General features: G+C 47.4%; 20 protein-coding genes. 11 read left to right on the top strand and 9 right to left on the bottom strand.

Features of this window, described 5'->3' with window-relative positions:
• Positions 1 to 62: 62 nt before the first annotated feature.
• The 4 genes from rpoH to ftsY all read right to left on the bottom strand — a co-directional run bounded on the left by rpoH (position 63) and on the right by ftsY (position 4,344).
• On the bottom strand, positions 63 to 920 hold the full coding sequence (rpoH, locus tag AYJ58_RS03730) for an RNA polymerase sigma factor RpoH (protein WP_006079635.1): 858 nt from the start codon (positions 918 to 920) through the stop codon (positions 63 to 65).
• Positions 921 to 1,141: 221 nt separating this feature from the next.
• The gene (gene ftsX / locus AYJ58_RS03725) at positions 1,142 to 2,107 is read right to left on the bottom strand and encodes a permease-like cell division protein FtsX (protein ID WP_106649043.1); all 966 of its coding nucleotides are present in this window, start codon (positions 2,105 to 2,107) and stop codon (positions 1,142 to 1,144) included.
• Positions 2,104 to 2,817 carry a cell division ATP-binding protein FtsE gene (gene ftsE, locus AYJ58_RS03720; RefSeq protein WP_106649042.1) on the bottom strand — a complete coding sequence of 238 codons (714 nt, stop codon included), beginning with the start codon at positions 2,815 to 2,817 and terminating at the stop codon, positions 2,104 to 2,106. The genes ftsX and ftsE overlap by 4 nt, the downstream gene beginning before the upstream one ends.
• Before the next feature lie 3 nt (positions 2,818 to 2,820).
• Complete coding sequence (gene ftsY, locus AYJ58_RS03715) at positions 2,821 to 4,344, bottom strand: signal recognition particle-docking protein FtsY (protein WP_106649041.1); 1,524 nt, start codon at positions 4,342 to 4,344, stop codon at positions 2,821 to 2,823.
• A gap of 213 nt (positions 4,345 to 4,557) precedes the next feature.
• Between ftsY and rsmD the strand changes: the two genes are divergently transcribed.
• Both rsmD and AYJ58_RS03705 read left to right on the top strand, forming a co-directional pair.
• Positions 4,558 to 5,226 carry a 16S rRNA (guanine(966)-N(2))-methyltransferase RsmD gene (gene rsmD, locus AYJ58_RS03710; RefSeq protein WP_106649040.1) on the top strand — a complete coding sequence of 223 codons (669 nt, stop codon included), beginning with the start codon at positions 4,558 to 4,560 and terminating at the stop codon, positions 5,224 to 5,226.
• Positions 5,201 to 5,485: a DUF1145 domain-containing protein gene (locus tag AYJ58_RS03705; RefSeq protein ID WP_198555582.1), complete on the top strand. Its 285-nt coding sequence runs from the start codon at positions 5,201 to 5,203 to the stop codon at positions 5,483 to 5,485. Before rsmD ends, AYJ58_RS03705 begins: the two co-directional genes overlap by 26 nt.
• A 96-nt stretch (positions 5,486 to 5,581) precedes the next feature.
• Here AYJ58_RS03705 and AYJ58_RS03700 read toward each other — a convergent pair whose 3' ends face one another.
• Positions 5,582 to 6,145 (bottom strand): NapC/NirT family cytochrome c, encoded by a 564-nt coding sequence (locus tag AYJ58_RS03700; protein ID WP_006079625.1) that lies wholly within the window; start codon positions 6,143 to 6,145, stop codon positions 5,582 to 5,584.
• Between the two features lie 435 nt (positions 6,146 to 6,580).
• Between AYJ58_RS03700 and AYJ58_RS03695 the strand changes: the two genes are divergently transcribed.
• The 6 genes from AYJ58_RS03695 (at position 6,581) to AYJ58_RS03670 (ending at position 13,293) form a co-directional block, all read left to right on the top strand.
• Positions 6,581 to 6,943, top strand: a complete 363-nt coding sequence (locus AYJ58_RS03695; RefSeq protein ID WP_106649038.1) for a hypothetical protein — start codon at positions 6,581 to 6,583, stop codon at positions 6,941 to 6,943.
• 101 nt (positions 6,944 to 7,044) lie between these two features.
• The gene (locus AYJ58_RS03690) at positions 7,045 to 7,500 is read left to right on the top strand and encodes a DUF2057 family protein (RefSeq protein WP_106649037.1); all 456 of its coding nucleotides are present in this window, start codon (positions 7,045 to 7,047) and stop codon (positions 7,498 to 7,500) included.
• A 109-nt stretch (positions 7,501 to 7,609) separates the two neighbouring features.
• Positions 7,610 to 8,047, top strand: coding sequence for a hypothetical protein (locus AYJ58_RS03685; protein WP_232790856.1), 438 nt, complete (start codon positions 7,610 to 7,612; stop codon positions 8,045 to 8,047).
• A 266-nt stretch (positions 8,048 to 8,313) separates the two neighbouring features.
• On the top strand, positions 8,314 to 8,574 hold the full coding sequence (locus AYJ58_RS03680) for a heavy metal-binding domain-containing protein (protein WP_106649035.1): 261 nt from the start codon (positions 8,314 to 8,316) through the stop codon (positions 8,572 to 8,574).
• Between the two features lie 21 nt (positions 8,575 to 8,595).
• Entirely contained in the window at positions 8,596 to 10,140 is a 1,545-nt protein-coding gene (locus tag AYJ58_RS03675; protein ID WP_106649034.1) for an efflux RND transporter periplasmic adaptor subunit, read from the top strand.
• A 9-nt stretch (positions 10,141 to 10,149) separates the two neighbouring features.
• Complete coding sequence (locus AYJ58_RS03670) at positions 10,150 to 13,293, top strand: efflux RND transporter permease subunit (RefSeq protein ID WP_106649033.1); 3,144 nt, start codon at positions 10,150 to 10,152, stop codon at positions 13,291 to 13,293.
• Positions 13,294 to 13,367: 74 nt separating this feature from the next.
• Here the strand turns inward: AYJ58_RS03670 and AYJ58_RS03665 are convergent, their stop codons facing one another.
• Complete coding sequence (locus tag AYJ58_RS03665; RefSeq protein WP_106649032.1) at positions 13,368 to 14,942, bottom strand: hypothetical protein; 1,575 nt, start codon at positions 14,940 to 14,942, stop codon at positions 13,368 to 13,370.
• 181 nt (positions 14,943 to 15,123) lie between these two features.
• Between AYJ58_RS03665 and AYJ58_RS03660 the strand changes: the two genes are divergently transcribed.
• Positions 15,124 to 16,293, top strand: coding sequence for a ribonuclease T2 family protein (locus AYJ58_RS03660; RefSeq protein ID WP_106649031.1), 1,170 nt, complete (start codon positions 15,124 to 15,126; stop codon positions 16,291 to 16,293).
• A gap of 78 nt (positions 16,294 to 16,371) precedes the next feature.
• Here AYJ58_RS03660 and AYJ58_RS03655 read toward each other — a convergent pair whose 3' ends face one another.
• From AYJ58_RS03655 to plsB, 3 genes are all read right to left on the bottom strand, one after another.
• Positions 16,372 to 17,145 (bottom strand): VOC family protein, encoded by a 774-nt coding sequence (locus AYJ58_RS03655; RefSeq protein WP_106649030.1) that lies wholly within the window; start codon positions 17,143 to 17,145, stop codon positions 16,372 to 16,374.
• 149 nt (positions 17,146 to 17,294) lie between these two features.
• The gene (mtr, locus tag AYJ58_RS03650) at positions 17,295 to 18,551 is read right to left on the bottom strand and encodes a tryptophan permease (RefSeq protein WP_106649029.1); all 1,257 of its coding nucleotides are present in this window, start codon (positions 18,549 to 18,551) and stop codon (positions 17,295 to 17,297) included.
• Positions 18,551 to 20,974 (bottom strand): glycerol-3-phosphate 1-O-acyltransferase PlsB, encoded by a 2,424-nt coding sequence (gene plsB, locus AYJ58_RS03645; protein WP_106649028.1) that lies wholly within the window; start codon positions 20,972 to 20,974, stop codon positions 18,551 to 18,553. The genes mtr and plsB overlap by 1 nt, the downstream gene beginning before the upstream one ends.
• Positions 20,975 to 21,134: 160 nt before the next feature.
• On the opposite strand from plsB, the gene lexA reads away from it, so the two are divergent.
• Both lexA and AYJ58_RS03635 read left to right on the top strand, forming a co-directional pair.
• Positions 21,135 to 21,755, top strand: a complete 621-nt coding sequence (gene lexA / locus AYJ58_RS03640; RefSeq protein ID WP_106649027.1) for a transcriptional repressor LexA — start codon at positions 21,135 to 21,137, stop codon at positions 21,753 to 21,755.
• A complete protein-coding gene (locus AYJ58_RS03635) occupies positions 21,752 to 22,264 on the top strand; it encodes a cell division inhibitor SulA (protein WP_006084614.1) in 513 nt (170 codons plus the stop codon). Before lexA ends, AYJ58_RS03635 begins: the two co-directional genes overlap by 4 nt.
• Positions 22,265 to 22,509: the final 245 nt, after the last annotated feature.

Below are 22,509 nucleotides of genomic sequence, written 5' to 3'. Positions count from 1 at the left end.
AAAAACCTGCCGTAGCAGGTTTTTTTATGGCTAAATCACTGTCACCTTAAACGTGATGCGACTTAGGCTTCCATGCAAGCTTTCAGCTTGTTCATGGCATTTTTCTCAAGTTGGCGAATACGTTCAGCTGACACTTGATAAGTCTCTGCAAGTTCTTGCAGTGTGGTTTTATCGTCATCTAACCAACGGGCACGCAGAATATGCTGGCTGCGTTCGTCTAAGGTCTTGATGGCAGACAATAAACGACCTTGGGCATTCGATTCCCAGTTATCGTTTTCGATATTTTCCGCTAAATCCGATGAATGATCTTCCAAGTAATGGACTGGGGCAAAATCATGCTCCTCATCTTGATCATTGGTTAAATCAAATGCCGGATCTTGCGCTGCCATACGTGATTCCATTTCGGTCACATCGGCCTTAGATACACCTAAATTTTCAGCCACCATAGTGACTTCTGCATCGCTGAACCAACCTAAGCGTTTTTTCGCTTTACGGATGTTAAAGAACAACTTACGTTGCGCTTTAGTGGTCGCGACTTTAACTATGCGCCAGTTTTTCAGCACATATTCATGAATTTCAGCTTTAATCCAGTGCACAGCAAAAGACACGAGACGCACGCCAACATCGGGATCGAAGCGTTTAACCGCTTTCATCAAGCCTATGTTGCCTTCTTGGATCAGATCTGCCTGTGGCAAGCCATAGCCTGAATAGCCTTTAGCAACGTGCACTACAAAACGTAAGTGCGACATAATCAGTTGCTTCGCAGCTTGTAGATCACCAGTTTCCTGTAAACGCTTGGCTAACTCATACTCAGCCTCAGCGTCCAGCATACTGATGCTAGTCACTGAATGGATATAAGCTTCTAGACTACTGGCGCCCTGTGGGACTGTCAGTGCCATTGATTGCGTTTGAAAGGTCATTCGCTCTCCTACATTTATCAGACTACTTACGAGTGCATTCTTAGGTTCAACAAAAACACCATAAGAATAAGCTCACGAACTATCGGCTAATTGACAGACTATGTCAACCTCAGCCCGTTTACGGATAGCCTTTTTACCTCGCTGAAGTAGACATTGCAAGTGACCAAAAGTTCATTCCTCAGCATTTTTTCATCACTTTTTTTAATTTAATCGACTGATTATTATGAAGGTTCAATCGAGCGTAAATGCTGGCGTACAGACAAATACGAACCTAACCAACCTAAAAATGATGCCAGTCCAACCAACTGCAACAGTTCAGTAAAAGTGAGTGATTTCATCTCTAGCTGACTGCCATACAAGCCCAGTAGCTCGGCAAGGGCCGAATCGAGATACCAGACTAATAAGTTAATGATAAGCCAGGCCAATATGCCTCCAATCACTCCATACCAAATCCCAGTGTAGAGGAATGGACGTTGGATAAAGGCTTCAGTTGCCCCGACGAGCTTCATCACTTCAATTTCGCTGCGTCTATTCATAATTGCTAAGCGAATGGTATTACCTATGACTAGCACAACAGCCAGCACGAGTAATGCGGCAATCGCCATCACAGTACGTTCGAGTAGGCGCACTACTGCCTGTAACCGCTCTAGCCATTCGATGTCTAAGCGGCCAAAGCTAATCTCAGGCTCGCGTTCTAGCTTAGTTAAGAGTTCACGGGCTCCCACTGGCGTTGAATAACGTGGCGTAGGCGTGACAGTAATAACCGAAGGTAACGGGTTTTTATCTAAATAGGCCAAAGCTTCACCAAAACCAGATAAGCGTTGAAACTCTTCTAGGGCTTGGTTTTTATCAATATATTGCACTTTATCCACTTCGGAATAAGTGCGAATCCGCGTCAGCAGGCTCTGAATCGTTTGCTCGCTGCGATTATCTTCGATAAACAAAGAGATCTCCGCAGCACTGTTCCAAGAGCTGGTAATGGTTTCAGCGTTTTTCACTAACACTTGCAAAGCCGCAGGCAAGCTCAGGCTCACTCCCAATACCGCCATCGTCATCACGGAAGACACTGGATTGCGCCAGAGTTCTCCCATACTCGCCATCGCTTGCTGTGCGTGACGAATAAAGAACATCACAATCCGCCCAGACAGAGGTAACTTACTGCGGGTTAATTTAGCGCTGTCGCTCATTGCCCTTCACCTCTATTGGTCGGTACGCGCGTATGCACACTAGGATGCAGCTCCTGTGCGCCCAACATACGACCCTGTTTGAGGGTGAAAGTGCGATATTTCATCCGCGCGATTAAGCCTAAATCATGGGTCGCAATTAACACGCTGGTTCCTGCATCGTTGAAGGTTTCAAACAGACGCAAAATATCCATCGATAATTTAGGATCTAAGTTACCCGTTGGTTCATCGGCGAGCAGTAAGGGCGGCTTGTTCACAATCGCACGGGCAATGCCGACGCGTTGCTGTTCACCGCCGGACAACATAATCGGGTTATGACGTTCTTTGCCATATAAACCCACCATGTCGAGGGCGCCGGCCACTCGCTTACGGATTTCACCGTGGGAGAAACCTTCAATCACCAAAGGCAAGGCCACATTGTCGAACACGCTTCGGTCCATCAATAGATGATGGTTTTGGAAAATCATCCCAATATTGCGACGCAAATAAGGCACATGTTTAGGGCTGACTTTAGCGATATCGTGGCCATTGATGGCGACACGACCCGTGGTCGCCCGCTCGATAACCGTGATTAATTTCAACAGCGTACTTTTACCCGCACCTGAGTGGCCGGTTAAAAATGCCATTTCACCTTGTTGTAGATGAAAATTCACATCTTCCAGCGCCATTTGGCCGCCAGGATAAATCTTACTGACCTGCTGAAAATCAATCATAAATTAGCTATCCGCTTTTTCTTGAGTGAACAAGGCATCGATAAATTCTTTCGAATTAAAGGTACGCAAATCATCAATTTGCTCACCCACGCCTATGTAACGGATCGGAATATTAAACTTGTCGGCAATCGCAAACACCACGCCGCCCTTAGCCGTTCCGTCTAACTTACTGATAGTTATACCCGTTACACCTACGGCTTCTTGGAATAATTGCGCTTGGCTAATCGCATTTTGTCCTGTGCTCGCATCGAGTGTCAGCATGACCTCATGCGGCGTATCTGGGTCGAGTTTTTTCATCACTCGCACCACTTTCTTCAATTCTTCCATCAAGTGCGCTTTGTTCTGTAAACGACCGGCTGTGTCAGCGATCAACACATCCACTTTACGTGCCTTGGCGGCTTGTAAAGCGTCAAACAGCACTGATGCACTGTCGGCACCCGTATGTTGGGCAATCACTGTAATATCATTACGTTGGCCCCAAACCTGTAACTGCTCAACCGCGGCTGCGCGGAAGGTATCGCCCGCGGCTAACATCACCGACTTACCTTGGCTCTGATATTGTTTGGCTAGTTTGCCAATAGTGGTGGTTTTACCCACGCCATTAACGCCGACCATTAAAATCACAAATGGACCATTCGCATTATCTGGTACTAACGGAATTGCGACAGGATCGAGCGTCTTCTGCATTTCCTCCCGCAGCAAATCATATAAAGCTTCGGCATCTTTAAGCTGCTTACGTGAGGCATGCTCAGTCAAATTCTTGATCAAACGCGTGGTTGTTTCGACGCCAACATCGGCGATTAATAACTGTTCTTCGAGTTCTTCAAACAGATCGTCATCAATTTTCTTGCCGCGGAATAGGCCGATAAAACCACTGCCAATATTCTCGCTGGTACGCATCAAACCGCGTTTCAAGCGAGCAAATAGCCCTTCCTTAACGGGTCTCGCCTGCGGCTCTGGCTGCAATTCAACAACAGGCTCAGCGGGTTGCAGATCTTCGGCTTGTTGTTGCACTAACGCCTCTGCTTGCTCACGTGCTAATTGCTCTGCAGCCAGTTGCTCCGCAGCTAACGCTTCAGCGGCAGCTTGTTCGGCGGCAACACGAGCACGTTCAGCTTCCTCGGCTGCAGCTTGCTCAGCAGCGAGTCGTTCAGCGGCCAACTGATCTGCAGCAAGCTGTTCAGCGGCTAACTTATTTGCTGCAAGCTGTTCGGCCTCTAACTGAGCGGCAGCCAGTCGCGCTGCTTCGGCTTGTTGCTCGGCTAAACGCTGAGCTTCAATTTGCGCTTGCTCTTGGACAATGCGCTCGGCTTGCGCCTGCTCGGCAGCTAACTGCTCTGCTGCCAGCTTTTCTGCGGCCGCTTGAGCCTCTGCCTCAGCAGCTAAACGTTGCGCCTCTGCGCGTTCCTGTTCTAAACGCTCTGCTGCTTCAGTGTCTGGTGTTGGAGTAACAACTGGAGTTTCAGCGACGACCTCATCTTGGGACTTATCTTTACGAAACCAGGAGAAAAAACCTTTCTTTGCCATGTGTGATTCCAGCGCTCTACTTCAGTGTTGAATTTTGAATAAGACCCTGATGTTATACCAGATTGCCTCGGCAATTACGCCCAAAAAGTCGGCAATTAGCTAAGCTCACTCAGCCTTCTCACCTTTTAGTGAGACTTTGATATAAAATAGTGGCCTTTATTAAGGTGGCATAGTCTACCACTTTCTTTCTTCAGGCAAAATCACGGGGGCACTTTGGTTAAGAATCGAACGGTCAACAATAATGTGACCAAAAGTCAAACCGCCAAAAATAAACCCGGTAGCGGCCAAGTGCGGATTATCGCGGGACAATGGCGCTCGCGTCGTTTACCTATTCAAGATCTCGAAGGTTTACGCCCGACAACAGACAGAGTGCGCGAAACCCTGTTTAACTGGCTTGCCAATGACTTAGTTAATGCGCGAGTGCTCGACTGTTTCGGCGGCAGCGGCGCTTTAGCCCTCGAAGCCCTATCTCGCTATGCCAGTTTCGCCAAGATTATCGAGTTGCAACGCGGCGCAGCCATGCAATTAAAAGAGAATCTGCAAACCCTTAAATGCGATAAGGCCGAAGTGCTTAACGCCGATACCTTAGTGGTATTGCAAAGGGGCTGCGAGCAAGGTTTCGATGTGGTGTTTATCGATCCGCCCTTTCGCAAGGGATTGGCAGAAAAGACCATTCAACTGCTCGATACTCAAGCTTGGCTCAATGATGGCGCGCTGATTTATGTCGAGATCGAATCTGAATTAACCCAACTGGCCATTCCACCTTGCTGGCACGCCTTGAAAGAAAAGAATGCGGGGCAAGTGAGTTACCGCTTATATCAATATCAAGCAGAAAACACTGCCGAGCCTATAGAAGATGAAAGCCATGCCCTTGCTGATTAACCTAGGTAAAGCCATTACCCTCAGCGCTTGGTTGATGATGGCCTACAACTTGGTTATGCCATTTGAAGGCAATGTGGCGATTATTTTGAATATCCTGTTTGGCATAACCTGCATGATGCACTGCTTCCAAGTGGCCATTTTCCACATGCTATTTAAGACCTTACTGCCATTAACAAAGCTTGATTATCTGCTGGTGTTTATCTTCGGTATTTTTAGCCTGTTAGCTTATCGACAAAAAGTGATGATTCCAGCGAGTTAACCTAACATTTAGACACCATCAGGCACTCAGACAGCAAAAAGCCCTCAACAGAGGGCTTTTTAATGACTCATGATAACGCAAGTTAACCGTTAAACCTTATCCTTTAGGGTAAGGATGAGCGACGCCTTTGTGACAGTCGATACAGGTTTTTCTGTCTTCAGGGGCTTTCTTGAAGTTATTGCTGTGCATTCTCACTGCCATTTTGCTCATATTTTCTGATTGGTTTTCATAAATACGGTTGTGACAGTTTTGACAGGTTGAAGAATCGATTGCACGTAGGTAATCACGCGCTAATTCAGCTTGTTCTTTACGGTTTTCATCTAACCATGCTTGCGTGTTAAAGCCATCGATAGTTAAGAAACCAATAACGTCCTTAGAAACGATGATCTTTTTCTTCAGGTATTGGAATGGTTCCTGTGCGATGTGACATTGCTGACACTGAACCACGATACCCACACGGTTATTGCCGTGGGCAGACGCCATCACTTCATCTTTCAATGAATGCTGGCTGTGGCAGCTCATACAGAATGCGTCTTGGCTGGTTGCATGTAAGGTTGTTTGGGTTGCGAAGTAGCCCACAACACCGATAACAATACCGACGACCAGTAGCGCCAGGATTGAATATTTTGCGCTAGGTTTAAATAGTGCACGCCAGTTCATCACTCTATCTCCAAAAATTGTCAAAATTAGTTTTTATAAGACTAGTTTATGTTCTTTCATTTATTAGAAATTTGATTTTAAGCCGAAATTTGCCGATTAAATTAACCTTAAAAGCGCAAAATGAGACTTAGCTCTAACTATTAGGACGACATTTGGTAAAAACCGCTAGCTGAGCTGCAATGCACTTTAACTAAAGCTAATGCAATCATCCCATAATCGCAAGTTAGCGATTATCGCGATGAGATTTCCCCTTTGAGAATCAATAACTATTGAAATCATTTCTAGAAAATAGAAATGTGATCCGGTCGAGGTTTTGTTTAATTATTGAAGGAGGCGGAGAAATAAATCATTAAAAATTAAAATTTGAACCGTATATGAAACTTTATCGGGCTAACTAAGGTCTCTAAGGGTAAGCAATCAATTTTCCGAGTTATCATGGCTAAATTTTGGATCACCATAGCAGTGTTATTTTCGCTAATCGCCCAATCGGCGATGGTGAGTGCTATGCCAACTTCAGCCAACATTAATGGCCACAGCAGTCAAACCATGCTGATCATGGATGCAGAAATGAACTGCACCATGCCAGATTGTGCTGCGTCCGATTGCTTGCAACACTGCCAAGATAGTATGACAAATCATTGTCAAACCCATTGCCTATCATCACTTTACCTTGAGCCTGCAGTGCTAGAACTGGCCTTCGCCAACCCAGCAAACAAGCGTATTGCCATCCAAGGCTGGGCGATGCAAACTGCCGACCTCGGGCTCACCACACCGCCTCCTAACTCCTATTCACTGTAAACGTCACTCGTTTTTTACAACGTAAAACCGACTAAACACCTTAGCTTGCGCCGCTGCATATTCGCACTGCAACTAGGTACAGAGAATTTTTGGAGTTTATTATGAAAACCACTTTATTGAACAAAAGCTTACTAGGCCTTACCTTCGTTATCGGTGCCTTATTAAGTAGCACCACAGTGACAGCCGCCAGCTTAAAAAGTACAGAGGCGCTCAGTGTTATCAGTATCAATGGTGAACCAGCGACACCCTTTAAACCTATTCAACTCACCGCGGGAAAAGTACTGATCGAGCTAAAATATCAGGATATATTTAATTATCGCGCCGATGATAATGGCAACTGGGTTAAATCAGAACCGCTTTACTTAGTGTTGGATGTAAAGGCAAGTGACAGTTACCAAATCACGCCGCCAAACATAATGACTGAAACTGAAGCGCGCCAATTTATTAAATATCCAACGATTCAACTCAGTATTAATGGTGATAGAGCGGGCGAATACCCATTGCAAAACCACAGCCAACTGATGGCGAAAATGCTCGTCAGCAATCCTGCATTCTAATTTAGATAAGCAAAATATTTAATCTGAGGCATGTGCTGAAATGTGAGTTAAATCATTACAGCATAATGCCTCTATGCTAGAATCGAGCCGTTCATCATTTGGAATACTTATGCATCACACACTCGGTCGTTACTTTTTAGTCATGTTCACTTTACTCGCACTCGTCGGGCAAAGTGTTGTGTCTAATGGTCACGCCATGGTGCCACACACTATGGATATGAGTGCGATGAATCATGAAGCTTCCTCCCAAATGCACCATGCTGCCATGATGCAGATGAACACTGAGAACCCTTCTGACTCACATTCAATGGCCAACGCGGATTGCTGCAACGATAAAATGCTTCCCGGCGCGAAACAGCATTGCTGTGATGGCACCACATCATGTTCAAATGATTGTGGTCATTGTTTGACGATTTCAGTCGCTGGCACTCTATTCAGCCCACACCTCTGGCCAAGTGTGAGCATGAGCGATACTGCAATTGCCACTCCTATGCCTCATTTCCACTCGATCTCTTTGTCTTCGGCCTTTAAACCACCGATAGCCTAGGCCTACTTTGCGCTTAATGGGCAAATCGCCCTTAAAGAAGCCAAGCTAACGACAATCCAGTTAGCTCTAAGCTAACACCCAAATTAGCCGTTTATTGTGGTGCCTTATCGTTAAATCGTGCACCAGAGTCTCGCAAAACGTTGATAACTGAGCCGAATGCCAAGTTGTGGCATTAATCCGTCTATCGAAGCGAACCGCTTTGATCTGCTGTGCTCACAGACGTTTATGCGCTCATATTCGGCCGTTAATCCGATGGAGTGAATAATATGAAAACCCTAACTAATCTCGCCTTAATTGCATTCTTGCTGACCAGCACTAACGTGTTTGCCACGGCTACGCCACACGAACATCAACACGACAATGCAAATCCGCAGCAACAAGCACAAACCTATGTTTGCCCTATGCACCCCGAAGTAACAGGCACTAAAGGCGATTCCTGCCCTAAATGTGGTATGGATTTAGAGCCAAAAGCGACGGAAGCAAAAACAGCTGAAGGTGCGATGCACAACGCGCACGAACACCACTAAGCTAGGCTGGAGATGAGGCATATGAACCAATTTAATACCGCGAAAAAGCAGGCCCCTAAGGCCGTACTGATCTTGAGTAGCTTACTCATCAGTACGCCTTGGCTGAGCCATGCCCAACTGGCGAGCACACAAGAACCCGTTGCGACCGAAGCTGCAGTGACGCAATCCGCCACTGCACCTAAAAACAACCCGTTAAATCAAGTGAAAACCTACACTTGCCCTATGCACCCCGAAGTGATCAGCCATGAGCCCGGTCGCTGCCCTAAGTGCAATATGTTTTTGGTCGAAAAACTCGATACCACGAGCCCTGCTGCCGAGCATGCACAGCATCAAGCCGCCGATCATCAGTCCTCTGAGCATGGGCAAACCTCTGCTGCCAAGGCTTCGAGTCAAGTATTTGATACTCCTACACTTAAGGCCGACAGTTTAGTTAAAACCCAAAATAACGTGACAACAATCAAGTACGTTTGCCCTATGCATGCCCACATTATTAGTGATGTCCCAGGCACTTGCCCTATCTGCGGTATGAACTTAGAAAAAGTTGAAACGGGCGGCAATACCCAAGAAATCAACATCAATGTTTCCGGCAGTATGCAGCAAGCGCTGGCGTTAAAGGTGGCCAAGGTTGAACGCGACACACTGTGGAAATTCGTCGAAACCGTCGGTCAAATCGACTATGACGAAAGCCAGATCACCCATATCCATGCCCGTGTTACCGGCTGGATTGAAAAGCTGATGATCAAATCCGTGGGTGATACCGTCAAGAAAGACCAGCTAATCTATGAGATCTACTCCCCCGATTTAATCAACGCCCAAGATGACTACCTGCTTGCGATAGACACAGCTAAAGCAAACGGCCAAGGTCGCTACAAAGATTTGGTGCGTAATGCGGGCTTACGCTTATCTTTCCTCGGTTTTAACGACAAACAAATCAAACAATTAGCGGAATCACATCAAACCCAATATCGGGTACCTTTCTACGCCAAAGAAGACGGCATAGTGAAAGCCCTCGATGTTCGCGATGGCATGTATATTCAACCGTCAACCGAAGTCATGTCTGTGGTGGATCTGTCTAAAGTCTGGGTGATTGCCGACGTATTTGAGAATGAGCAAAGCTGGATTGCCAAAGGTCAGAAGGCCGAAATTGCCGTCCCCGCCATGAACATCAGTGGCGTCGAAGGCACAATCGATTACATCTACCCTGAACTTGATCCTGTCACTCGCAGCCTGCGAGTACGAGTGGTGCTCAACAATAACGACGTCGATTTAAGACCTAAAACCCTCGCCAAAGTCTCACTATTTGGAGGCCCGAATAGAGATGTGCTTGTGATCCCGCAGGAAGCTTTAATCCAAACGGGTAAAGAAAACCGCGTAATCGTTAAGCAAAGCGACGACAGCTTTACTGCCAAGGCCGTAACCGTCGGCATGATGAGCCAAGGCAAGGCCGAGATTATTTCAGGCCTGAATGAAGGTGAACGTGTGGTGATTTCGGGGCAATTTTTACTCGACTCTGAAGCCAGCCTCAAGGGCAGTTTAATGCGTTTAAGCAGCGGTCATCAGCACTAGGAGCGCGTTATGTTAAAATATATTATCGAGGCGTCCATCAGGCAGCGATTTATGGTGTTGATTATCGCCATCATGATCACTGTTTGGGGCGTACAGGAGCTGCGCAAAACGCCGCTCGATGCGCTGCCGGATTTATCCGATGTGCAAGTGATCATTAAAACCCCTTATCCTGGTCAAGCGCCAAAATTGGTTGAAGAACAAGTGACTTATCCCTTGTCGACCGCCATGTTAGCCGTACCTGGTGCCAAAACCGTGCGTGGTTATTCCATGTTCGGCGACTCCTACGTTTATGTGATCTTTGAAGATGGCACCGACATTTACTGGGCTCGCTCACGGGTGCTTGAATACCTAAGTCAGATCAGCAGCCGTTTACCACAAAATGTGCAACCTTCCCTCGGCCCCGATGCATCTGGCGTCGGTTGGGTGTTTGAATATGCGCTAGTCGATCGCTCCGGCAATTTAGATTTATCGCAACTCAAGAGTCTGCAGGATTGGTATCTCAAGCTAGAGCTACAAAGCGTGGCGGGCGTGTCTGAAGTCGCCACTGTCGGCGGCATGGAGCAAACCTATCAGATAGTGCTCGAGCCCGATAAAATGGCGATCTACAAGCTGGATATCGCCACCATTAAACAAGCCATAGACAAAGCGAACAGCGAAGCGGGCGGCTCAGTGATCGAGATGGCCGAAGCTGAATACATGGTGCGCGCCAAAGGCTATCGCCAGACGCTAGAGGATTTCCGTGAAATCCCCCTTGGCATCACTAGCCCTTCTGGCACAGGCTTAACCCTCAAAGATGTTGCCACTGTGCGTAAAGGCCCTGCCTCTCGCCGCGGCATTGCCGAACTCGACGGCGAAGGCGAAGTCGTTGGCGGCATTGTGGTGATGCGTTACGGTGAAAACGCCCTAGCGACAATTGATGCGGTGAAAGCAAAACTCGAAGAACTCAAGGCAGGTTTACCCGATGGGGTGGAGATTATCCCCACCTATGACAGATCTCACTTGATTCTTAAGTCCGTCGACAACCTATTTAGCAAGGTCGTCGAAGAAATGTTGGTGGTCGGCTTAGTCTGCTTGCTGTTTTTACTGCATGCGCGCTCGACACTCGTGGCCGTGATCACCCTGCCGCTATCCATCCTTATCGCCTTTATCGTGATGAATAAGATGGGTGTAAACGCCAATATCATGAGCCTTGGCGGTATCGCCATTGCTATCGGCGCTGTGGTGGATGGCGCGATTGTGATGATCGAAAACTTGCACAAGCATTTAGAGCATTTTAAAGCGGAACATGAGCGCGAACCCGATACAAAAGAGCATTGGCGCATCGTCACCGAGGCCTCGATTGAAGTCGGCCCTGCGCTATTTTTCTCATTAATTATTATCACCTTAAGCTTTGTACCTGTATTTGCACTCGAGGCGCAGGAAGGTCGATTATTCGCGCCATTGGCCTACACTAAAACCTTCGCCATGGCAGCGGCGGCCTTTTTATCCATTACCTTAGTGCCGATTTTGATGGGTTACTTTATTCGCGGCAAAATCCCCAGCGAACGCAGCAATCCCATCAGCCGTTTCTTGATCGCGATTTATCAACCGTCACTCAAACTGGTACTTAAATTTCCTAAAGTCACCCTGATGTTAGCCTTAGTCGCTCTGGCCAGCGCTTGGTATCCTATGACCCGCATGGGCAGCGAGTTTATGCCCGCCCTCGAAGAAGGCGATTTACTCTACATGCCAACGGCATTGCCCGGCATCAGTGCCAGCAAGGCCGCCGAAGTGTTGCAGCAAACCGACCGGTTAATCAAAACCGTGCCCGAAGTAGCCCGCGTGTTTGGCAAAGTAGGCCGCGCCGAAACCGCGACCGACCCCGCGCCGCTGACCATGCTTGAAACCACTATCATGCTTAAACCCCATGACGAATGGCGTGAAGGCATGACCTTAGATGGCATCATTGCCCAGCTGCAGCAAACCGTAAAAGTACCGGGACTCACCAATGCATGGGTGCAACCCATCAAGACCCGAATCGACATGCTCTCGACGGGAATAAAAACCCCTGTTGGCATCAAGATCACCGGTGCTGATGTTAACGAGTTACAAAGTCTAGGCACTAAGATTGAAGCTATCTTAAGCAAAGTGCCGCACACTAAGTCGGCTTATGCTGAGCGAAGTGGCGGCGGGCGTTATATCGATATCAGTCCGAAACTGGATGTAGCCGCACGTTACGGTATGACGTTGCAGGATATTCAAGATGTGGTGCGTTACGCCATCGGCGGTATGGACATTGGCGAGTCGGTGCAAGGCGCCGAACGCTATCCTATCAACCTGCGTTATCCCCGTGAGCTGCGCGACAATATTGAGAAACTGCGCGAGCTGCCCGTGATCACTAAGTCAGGGCATTATCTGCCGCTACGTAACTTGGCCGACATCGAAATTAACGATGGCGCGCCTATGTTAAAGAGTGAGAATGGCCGCTTAATCTCTTGGGTGTTTATCGATATCGAAGGCACCTCTATCGGTGAGTATATCGCCACTGCGAAAACTGCCTTAGACGCCGAACTCGTCGTCCCGCCCCGTTACAGCTATAGCTTTGCGGGTCAGTACGAATATATGCAAAGGGTCGATGCCAAGCTTAAGCAAGTGATCCCTATGGCATTAGCCGTCATCTTCATCCTGCTGATGATGACCTTCGGCTCCACCATTCAGGCCAGCATTATTATGCTAAGCCTCCCCTTCGCATTGGTCGGCAGCACTTGGTTGTTGTATCTGCTGGATTACAACATCTCAGTGGCCGTCGCTGTCGGTATGATTGCCTTAGCAGGTGTCGCCGCCGAGTTTGGGGTGGTGATGTTGGTGTATCTCAATAACGCCATCAAACACAGGCAAGAAAAAGATAATTACCACAGCGTCAATGACTTGAAAGAAGCCTTGATTGAAGGCGCCGTTATGCGGATCCGTCCCAAAGCGATGACAGTGGCAACCATCTTCTTCGGCCTACTGCCCATTATGTGGGGCGCAGGTTCGGGTAACGATGTAATGCAAAAAATCGCCGCACCTATGGTAGGCGGTATGGTCACAGCGCCCATACTGTCGCTGTTTGTCCTGCCTGCACTCTATCTACTGATTTACTCGCGTAAATTAAACAAAGACGCGGTTCAGTAATAATTCATGCATAAAAAAATCCCCCAAACCATAATAGTTTGGGGGATTTTTTATTCAACCGCCTTTAAAGAGAGTTATTTAGTCGTGTTAACAAACACAGGGTTAGAATAGAACCACAGGTCGTTATAGTTACGATCATTAATCTTGTTATACCAAGCCTGAACCGATTCATCTTCGGCTTGATTAATCACAGCTGATTTTAAAGGATTACCTTTTTCCGTCAGGTTAGCTTGGTTGTAATCTAGATTAGTCCCACGCAAACGGAAGTATTGATGCTGATCCGCAATAAAACTGTAACTCATGCTGTAGTAGCCATCGGCATCTTTATGCCAGTCTGCACTGGTAAAGGTTTTGACCACTAAGGTTGAATCGTTTGTTTCCTTTGCGTAAGCCGCTGTTCCAGGCTCAGCACGCTGACCCACATTACCTGCGATCAAGTCGATGTGGTTTACACTAGGGTTAATGCCTGCATAAGCTTCATTACCGATATCCGACTCTTTATTATTCAATGCCGGACTTTTAAAGCGAATAGTGAGCGTTAACTTGTCACCCGCTTTCGCTACCAAAGTTTGCCCCATGGTGACACTATTCTTATTGCCACTTTCAAGCTTAAAATCCAAGTCATCAATCAAATCGCCAAACACAGAAAAGCTATTGCCCGAGCGTAACCCCTTTAACAGCGCCGTAGTATCTTTGCCATCGACCCAAGTGTAGTTTTTCGCATATTCACCGGGATAATAACTACTGGCGTAGGGTGTTCGTGTTTTGAAATGGATATCTGAGTTACCCATATTCCAAATTTGGCGGCCTTCACCCAATAGCGCATCCCACCAACCACCGACCTGAGCAACGACTGGGTCAACGCCGCCATACACGCCGCTACTGCGCTCACCATAGTCACCACGGTTACCACTGAACTGCCCGCCAACGAGACCTTCAACCATAAAGAAAACATTCGGCGCTACATCGTTCAACTCTCTAACATCTTGAATCGTATAACTCGTTAAATAACGACGAGGATGATTTAACATCCCATAGCTACTATCGGGATAATGAGTCTCTAACCATTTCAACGCCGCAACGGCATCTTCGTGAGTCTGGTTTTGACGGGTATCACCCGCAGCAGTCCAAGCAGTGACATCTTGGGGATCAAAGTCGGCAATATCATTTTTACTACTAAATCTGTACTCGAAGGTTTTAACCGCCGACAAGACTTTAGCTTCATCACCTAAAATACCGATATTAAAGTGCTCATGGGTTGGCATATCCCACTCAAAACTCGAATAGGCAATTTTGCCCTCATAGTTAGGCATGGCCTTTTTTAGACCAGGAATTTCATACTGAGTTAAGGCATCGTAATAAAGCAAACCACCTACGTCGTTATCATCATTATCTTGACTGTTATTACGCATATGATTCGATAAGGAAACATAGTCTAAACCGAAGTCATCAAAGGCCCACTTCAGAATATCAGACTGGGTTTCGCGAGCATCCTGCGAAACCGCAGTGTGTACATGTAAGTCACCTTTTAACCAACGCCCAGCTGGTTCAATCGGTGTAGAATTAGTGTCGTCAGAGTCAGAATTACAACCCGATAGCACCACAAGAGACGATAACAAAACAGCATTTAGATTGATTACCTTACGCACGAATAACCTCTTTATATTCACAAGTAGAAACCTGAATATAAGTCGAATGCATGACACCATAATGACATGGGTATTCGCTATCAATAAAATAAGCCTCTTAGTTTATAACGCTTATGTGTACCATTAACTTAGCGCACCACAGGATTGACCCGACTTACTGCAGCAGAAAGGATTCCATCACATGATTAAGCCATTTTGTATGACCATCCGCCGGATATGGCCGCAAGCACTTTCCCTTAAAAGCCTATCGCGTGCATTATTTGCGGCGTTCGGTTTATGCGCTGCACTAATGATTTCAGCAGCACCTGCCTTTACCGCACCCGCGACCGGTGAGTTTGTTGCCGATAAACGCTGTGAGCTATTTCAATCGAAAAATAAGCAGACGAATCCAGATCAATGGCAGAGCAATATTGGTGAGCGCTATCCGGTACTCGAAATCCTCGGCAACAGCGCTAAACCTGACTGGCTACGAGTGCGCACCAACGCAGTGAAGTCTCCCATGCGGTGGATTAGTGGCGATTGTGGTCAGTATCTGTCTAATATTGCAGGCAGTAATGTATCGACACCTGCAACAGCGGTAGAACCGGCGCAAACCACCACGGCATCGGACATTAAAGCCAAAAGCCGAGATAGCCTTAAAGAGCATGGCACACCAGAGAAACGCCAAGGAGATCAATGCCAAATCGGCGGTGAATTTGACGCCAACGTGCTGGCCTTAAGCTGGCAAAGTACCTTTTGTGAACTCTATGGCCGCCGCAAAGCCGAATGTCGCGCCCTCAGCCAAACGCCTGAATCGAGCCAGTGGCAACACTTCAGCCTGCACGGACTGTGGCCGAATAAACAACAATGCGGCACGCGTTACGGTTATTGCAGCACGGTCAAACTACAACCAAATGATTTCTGTACTTATCCTGAGTTTGAACTGAATCCATCTGTGCGCAAAAATTTAGAAGAAGTCATGCCGAGCGCTCAATATGGCACCTGTTTAGAACGCCACGAATGGTGGAAACACGGCACTTGCCGTAGCCAAGATCCTAACGAGTACTTTTTGCTGGCAGCCCAGCTGACCCAAGCCGTAAACGCCTCGGCATGGGTGCAAAAGTATATTCATGACAACATAGGTAAGAGTGTCAGTAAAAGTGAACTAAACCAAAGCTTTGACAGCAGTTTTGGTCAAGGTGCTCACGTTAAAATGAGCCTAGAATGTGGCAAGGGATTACTGAGTGAAATCCGCATTAACTTGCCCGAGGTCATTAAAGCCTCAGACTCCTTGCCTAGTCTACTCGCCAAAGCAAGTAAAGCAGGCAGAGGCTCCTGCCCTGAGACAATCATGATTGATAATGCTAATTAAACAAATGGTTAGACGAATAAAAACGGCGACTGAGTGTCGCCGTTTTTAATCTTAATATGACTCGTCCTAAATATGGCCTTACATCTGATTAAGCTCGATCACCGCAAAGGTGGCACCTTGAGCATCAGCTATCACAGAGAATCGACCCACATCGGGGATATCACTAGGCAGAATGCACACTTGTGCGCCTAAGGCTTGGGCTTTTTCTGCAAATGCATCGCAATCGGCTACGGCAAAATAAAGCAGCCAATGGGGAGAGATATCGCCCCATTCGGGCATTATGGTCATCATACCGCCGATGGATTGCCCATCAACTTGCCACTCAGAGTATTCGATGTCTGGCATATCGCTGGGCGTGTTAGTCCAAGGGAATATTTTGCAGTAAAAGGCTTCTTCAGCGCATGGTTCTTTACAAGCCAGTTCAACCCAGCAAAGGGTATTGAGTTCACCCTGACGGCGAGCACCGATATGGTTCTTCGCTTGCCACAGTGCAAAACGTGCGCCTTGCGGATCGCTCACCTGCGCCATCACCCCCACATCTCCCACAATATGCGGCCCCATGTGCACTTGGCCGCCCGCAGCTTGAATCGCTGCAATGCTGGCATCCATATCATCCACGGCAAAGTAGACACGCCAATGACTGGGGATCTGCGACTCAGACTCAGGAATTTGGTACATGGCGCCTAAATCATCACCTGCTAAATTAAATAGCGAAAAATGACCTTCTGGGATAGGCATTTCAACTGAGTCCCAACCAAATAACGCTTGATAAAATGCCTTAGCAGCTTGCCAATCGTGGCTTGCGAGTTCAACCCAACATGCATGTCCTTGTGCGTACTGAGTAATTTTCATCATTGGCTCCTTCATTTTTACAATCATTCGAGTTAAGCCTGAGTTCGGGCTTCTGTCCAGTGTCGGGATAAAAAAGATCTTCAGAATTAAAACTCAATGGCCAAATACAAAAAAGCCCTCACGCAGAGGGCTTAAATCATCGAAACAAATTAGGAATACTGAGGCAATAAATTTGCCATCGCGAGCAGATGACAAGCACCCGTGACTATGCCGAATAACACCACAAGAATAATTAACGGTGTACCGCCTATCACTCTAAAACCTGTGCTCTCGGGGAATAACTGCCGTGATTTATAGGCCATCAGCGCTGGGACGATTACCGCCCATACAGTCGCCGCTAATGCCGCAAAACCAATCGCCACTAAGAAGCCGTCGGGGAACAGTAATCCTAAAATCGTTGGCGGCACAAAGGTCACTAACGCGGTTTTCATCCGGCCCGAGCGTGAATCGTCAAAACCAAACAAGTCGGCGAGATAATCGAACAAACCTAAGGTCACCCCTAAGAAAGATGAGGCCACGGCCAAGTTAGCAAACAGGGTCAACATGCTGTCTAACCAGCGACTCGCCATCACCTCAGACAAAGCGCCCACCAAGACACCCATATTGCCGCCTTGGGCAATAATATCGATAAACTGGCTGCGGGGAATATTGCCCATAGTCGCCACTAACCAACAGGCATAAATCACCAGCGCGATAAAGGTGCCGACGAAAATCGCCTTGATAATGGTGGCGGAATCTTTGCCGTAATACTTCACTAAGCTGGGAACGTTACCATGGTAGCCAAAGCTGGCAAGACCAAAGGGCAGCGCCGCCCACAGATATGGTGAAAAGCTGTTATTACCATCGGGTTCGAGCAACTTAGTCACATCGATTTCGATCAGTAAGTTACCGATAGCGAGGAAAAAGGTAATGATCATACCGCCGAGCATAATCGTGGTAATACGATCCACGGCTTTAGTACTGATCAACACTATGCTCGCCAACACTATGGCGAACACTAGCCCTGCAACACTTTGCGGTAACTCAATTCCCATGCCCTGCAAGCTGTGGTTTACAATCGAACCACCGCCGCTGATATAGGCATAGGTCAAAATATATAGCACGAACGCGATAGAAACGCCGTTCACTATCCGCCAAAACTGTCCGAGGGTTTGCTTAGTTAAGGTATCGAAGCTGGCACCGGGTTCGAAATGCAAATTGGTTTCGAGTAAGAGCAAGCCCGACATCAACATGCAAAACCAAATACCCAATAACATCAAAATCGAATAGCCAAACCACATACCTGCACCGACCACGGGCAGAGAAAACATCCCAGCACCTACGGTCGTGCCAGCAATAATCATGGCACCACCAAGCAAGGACTTACCTGCGGGCTTATGCTTAGCCGCATTCATATGATTTGCCATTAAACTGTGTGCTCCGCGGTGACACTCGCCACTATCGTTTGTCTCACTGACGGACGTAATAAGCTATTGGCTTGATCTCGGATGCGATTGATATTGGACTTATCTTGGTTATCTGCCAGATAGCCCAATTCTTTGAGCTTAACACTCAAGGTGCCGTAGAGTTTTTTATCGTAGAACTCAGGCGCAGTAATGCCATGCAAAGCGCCTAAACGCTGGGCAAGTAGATGGCTCTCAGACTCAAGTTCTGAGCGCTCCATCTTAGGTCTGTTTGCTAACAGATTGAAAATAATCGCATAGCGTTGCAAGGTCTCGCTCACTGAACTGGCTAACAATAATAGTTGGCTAGTGTGCTCTGGCACGACAGCTAAGGTATCAGTCTCGACCACTAACCCTTGTTCAATGAAGAAATCCAGCACTTGGTTGACATAGGCAGGTACATCTTTAATGCCCATAAAGAGTTCTGCTTTCAGTAGCGGATAAAAATCGGCAACGATTGACACCACTTGCTGACGCGGGATCTGCTCATTATGCGTTAAACAACTCGCAATTAATGACGGCACGATAAATAAGTGGATGATATTGTTACGATAGTAAGTCATGGACACAGCCTGACTCGCTTCGATAGACACGATTTCTCCTAAAGGATCGGCACTAACAACAAACTTGTTCAGATCTAAACCTTGCTGCACTAGATGCTTGCCATCACCTTCGGCAACCGAAGTGTAAGCAGTGTAAGGCACTTTTTTGAGTAGGGTCAGATACAAATCAAGCTGACGCTCCAACAGACTGCGCTCTAAGGCATTTTGATCTGTCGCCAGCAACACTAAGCTCGTCAAGGTCACTGAACTCGCTGCCGCCGCATCATTGATACGTGTCATCACTCGATTCGCTAGCACGTTTACCGCTGGCGTTAACCAACTCGGTTTTTGCTCAGGATCATCGGCTACCTCATTACGCCAGTTTGGCGCACGCTCATTTAAGAAGTTTTGCAGGGTAATGGGCTCGCCAAAGTTCACATAACCTTGGCCGAAATTACCCAGTTTGCGGATCGCGCCAAACACTTGCCACACAGATTCTTTTTTCTTTTTCTTACCGCTTAATTCTTTATGGTAAGTCGCTACCTCCATCACATGGTCGTAGCCTAAATATACAGGCACTAGCGTGACTGGACGCTCGATACCGCGCAGCACGCTGTTCATCGTCATAGCGATCATGCCAGTTTTGGGCGCCAATAGACGCCCCGTACGTGAGCGGCCGCCTTCGGAGAAATATTCCACCGAATAACCTTTAGCAAACAGTTGATCTAAATACTCACGGAATACTGCGGTATACAGCTTGTTGCCATTAAAACTACGGCGGATAAAGAAGGCACCACCGCGACGGAACATAGGTCCAGCAGGCCAGAAGTTGAGGTTAATACCAGCGGCAATGTGCGGCGGAACCATACCTTGATAGTACAAAATATACGATAACAGCAGGTAATCCATGTGACTGCGATGGCAAGGCACATAAACAATCTCGTGACCATCGTGGTGTAACTGGCGAACTTGCTCGGCACCTTTGATATTGATCCCGCTGTAAAGCTTGTTCCATAACCAAGTTAAGAAACGCTCGGCAATACGAACTAAACTATCTGAGTAATCGGCAGCGATTTCATCGAGATACTCAATGGCTGTCTCGCGCGCTTGGGTCTCTGAAATCTTCTTACTGACGGCTTCTTCTTGAATCGCTTTACGCAACGATTCAGATTTGAGCAACGAATGAAACAGTGCTTGGCGATTTGGCAGCACAGGCCCTGTCATCACCTTGCGTTGACGACGGAAATGCACCCGCGCGACCCGCGCTAACTTATGGGCGATACCCATGTCTGTGCCATGCTCGTCGGCCATATAACGCAGGGATACCGCATTCGAAAACTGCACGAAGTTATGTCGACCTAAGAACAGAATCATCAGACACTTACGCAGCCAAGTCGGGTTTTCCCGCTCAAACACAGCCGCCTTCATAGTGTCGTCTTCTTTCCCTGGTGTGCGGCCCCAATACAGGCTCACGGGCACCAGTTGAATATCCAATTCAGGGCGCTCCTTATGCACGGCTAACAAACGCATAAAGCATTCGAGGAAAGGCTCGTTACCGGCACGCTCGCCAAACAGCGGCTTACGCCCCTGGAGGCAGACAACCCGAGGCGCAATCACACCATTCGCCACTAAAGGCTCATAGGGGCTCGGTAGTCCTAACTTTGCCGTTATTTCACTCAGGGCAGCGATGTCACTCAGCGATTCCGTTTTCATCACATAAGCAAGGGGTCTGGAGGCATCCAGATTCAGATCGGCAAAGGGATCCTGAGGCACAACAATAGTGTGCACTAAGTGTTTTTGGATCCAGCGTAATGATTTCAACCAAAGAGAGTCGTGTTTAGGCATTATTCTTATGCAATTAAGTACGTTTACTAGCCCGATAGAATACCAGACTATGGGTAATATTCGCTAATTCTCTCCAACATAGCTAAAAAGTGGTTAATACTTGCGCTGCAAATAATACTGTATATACTAACAGTAACTGTATAGAAAAACAGGAAACACCATGAGACCTTTGACGCCACGCCAAGCTGAAATTTTAGAGCTAATTAAACGAAATATTGCCGATACTGGCATGCCACCCACACGGGCAGAAATCGCGACCCGTTTAGGTTTTAAGAGCGCCAATGCGGCTGAAGAGCATCTTAAAGCGTTGGCGAAAAAGGGCTGCATTGAGATCATGCCGGGCACTTCGCGGGGCATTCGCCTACCTGCGGAAGTCGAAGATTTAACTGAAACAGGTTTACCGCTCATCGGCCAAGTGGCCGCGGGTGAACCTATCCTCGCCCAAGAACATGTTGAACAGTACTACCAAGTCGACCCGAGCATGTTCCATCCCGCCGCCGATTTCTTACTGCGGGTTAAAGGCGACAGCATGAAGAATATCGGCATTCTCGAAGGAGATTTGCTGGCTGTTCATAAAGTACAACAAGCTAGAAATGGTCAAGTGGTTGTCGCTAGAGTCGACGACGATGTCACTGTTAAACGTTTCGAAAAAAAAGGCAATGTGGTCTATCTACACGCCGAAAATGAAGACTATTCCCCGATAAAAGTGGATTTAGGCTATCAAAGTTTAACAATTGAAGGACTCGCCGTCGGTGTGATCCGTAATGGAGATTGGCTATGAACAAACTACTTGGCAATGCACCCCGCCATCCGGGCTTGTGGCTCGATGAAGTCCGTGATGCCGACTATGACTGGCACCACGCACCTATCGCCTGCATGCCAACTAAGACTCAAGGCCGCCAAGAGTTAATCCATTTGAGTGCGCAACTCGCCCAGTTAAGCCAACAGGGTCGTTGGTTAGTACTCATCAACCCACCGAGCATTGGCTACAAACAAATGCTCGCCAATGCAGGCGTGCGTATGGACAGAGTCTTGCTGGTGCACGCTAAAGATGAAGTCGAAACCCTGTGGGCGATGGAAAAAGCCTTAACAAGTGGTACGTCCAGTGCAGTTATTACTTGGACCCAATCACTGGATGCACGCGATAATCGTCGCCTGCAAATCGTGGCTAAAAGTGCCCGCGCCATGGGCATAGTGCTTGAAGACGTAAACAGTCACTTACATGGCGACGTACGCATTGAGCAAGGCAATCTCTTCGGCCAACAATCTTTTTTTAGCGCTGTACATTAAATATTCATTTATTTTTTTACCTTGAAAGCCGCCTCGCCTATGAATGTGAGGCTTTTTTTTGGCAATTTTTCAGACAATTAGATAAATAAGTGATCTTGATCAATATTTAAACAGCAAGTATGGTTGATTTAGTCGGCGATGATATATCGCCGCCCGTGGCAAATAACTCGAGCCGTAATCGAGTTCAAAATGCCACTAAAAATAGAGAAAAGATTTATTTCAGTCGTATGTGCCAGCGTGGCTAA

It is taken from the genome of Shewanella sp. Pdp11 (assembly GCF_002838165.1).
GTDB lineage: Bacteria > Pseudomonadota > Gammaproteobacteria > Enterobacterales > Shewanellaceae > Shewanella > Shewanella hafniensis.
This window is presented reverse-complemented; position numbering and strand designations above follow the sequence as displayed.

Coding starts and splice junctions, on each gene's coding strand:
- rpoH (WP_006079635.1), bottom strand. CDS start 920: ATGACCTTTCAAACGCAATCAATGGCACTGACAGTCCCACAGGGCGCC.
- ftsX (WP_106649043.1), bottom strand. CDS start 2,107: ATGAGCGACAGCGCTAAATTAACCCGCAGTAAGTTACCTCTGTCTGGG.
- ftsE (WP_106649042.1), bottom strand. CDS start 2,817: ATGATTGATTTTCAGCAGGTCAGTAAGATTTATCCTGGCGGCCAAATG.
- ftsY (WP_106649041.1), bottom strand. CDS start 4,344: ATGGCAAAGAAAGGTTTTTTCTCCTGGTTTCGTAAAGATAAGTCCCAA.
- AYJ58_RS03705 (WP_198555582.1), top strand. CDS start 5,201: ATGAAAGCCATGCCCTTGCTGATTAACCTAGGTAAAGCCATTACCCTC.
- AYJ58_RS03700 (WP_006079625.1), bottom strand. CDS start 6,145: ATGAACTGGCGTGCACTATTTAAACCTAGCGCAAAATATTCAATCCTG.
- AYJ58_RS03695 (WP_106649038.1), top strand. CDS start 6,581: ATGGCTAAATTTTGGATCACCATAGCAGTGTTATTTTCGCTAATCGCC.
- AYJ58_RS03690 (WP_106649037.1), top strand. CDS start 7,045: ATGAAAACCACTTTATTGAACAAAAGCTTACTAGGCCTTACCTTCGTT.
- AYJ58_RS03685 (WP_232790856.1), top strand. CDS start 7,610: ATGCATCACACACTCGGTCGTTACTTTTTAGTCATGTTCACTTTACTC.
- AYJ58_RS03680 (WP_106649035.1), top strand. CDS start 8,314: ATGAAAACCCTAACTAATCTCGCCTTAATTGCATTCTTGCTGACCAGC.
- AYJ58_RS03675 (WP_106649034.1), top strand. CDS start 8,596: ATGAACCAATTTAATACCGCGAAAAAGCAGGCCCCTAAGGCCGTACTG.
- AYJ58_RS03670 (WP_106649033.1), top strand. CDS start 10,150: ATGTTAAAATATATTATCGAGGCGTCCATCAGGCAGCGATTTATGGTG.
- AYJ58_RS03660 (WP_106649031.1), top strand. CDS start 15,124: ATGATTAAGCCATTTTGTATGACCATCCGCCGGATATGGCCGCAAGCA.
- AYJ58_RS03655 (WP_106649030.1), bottom strand. CDS start 17,145: ATGAAAATTACTCAGTACGCACAAGGACATGCATGTTGGGTTGAACTC.
- mtr (WP_106649029.1), bottom strand. CDS start 18,551: ATGGCAAATCATATGAATGCGGCTAAGCATAAGCCCGCAGGTAAGTCC.
- plsB (WP_106649028.1), bottom strand. CDS start 20,974: ATGCCTAAACACGACTCTCTTTGGTTGAAATCATTACGCTGGATCCAA.
- lexA (WP_106649027.1), top strand. CDS start 21,135: ATGAGACCTTTGACGCCACGCCAAGCTGAAATTTTAGAGCTAATTAAA.
- AYJ58_RS03635 (WP_006084614.1), top strand. CDS start 21,752: ATGAACAAACTACTTGGCAATGCACCCCGCCATCCGGGCTTGTGGCTC.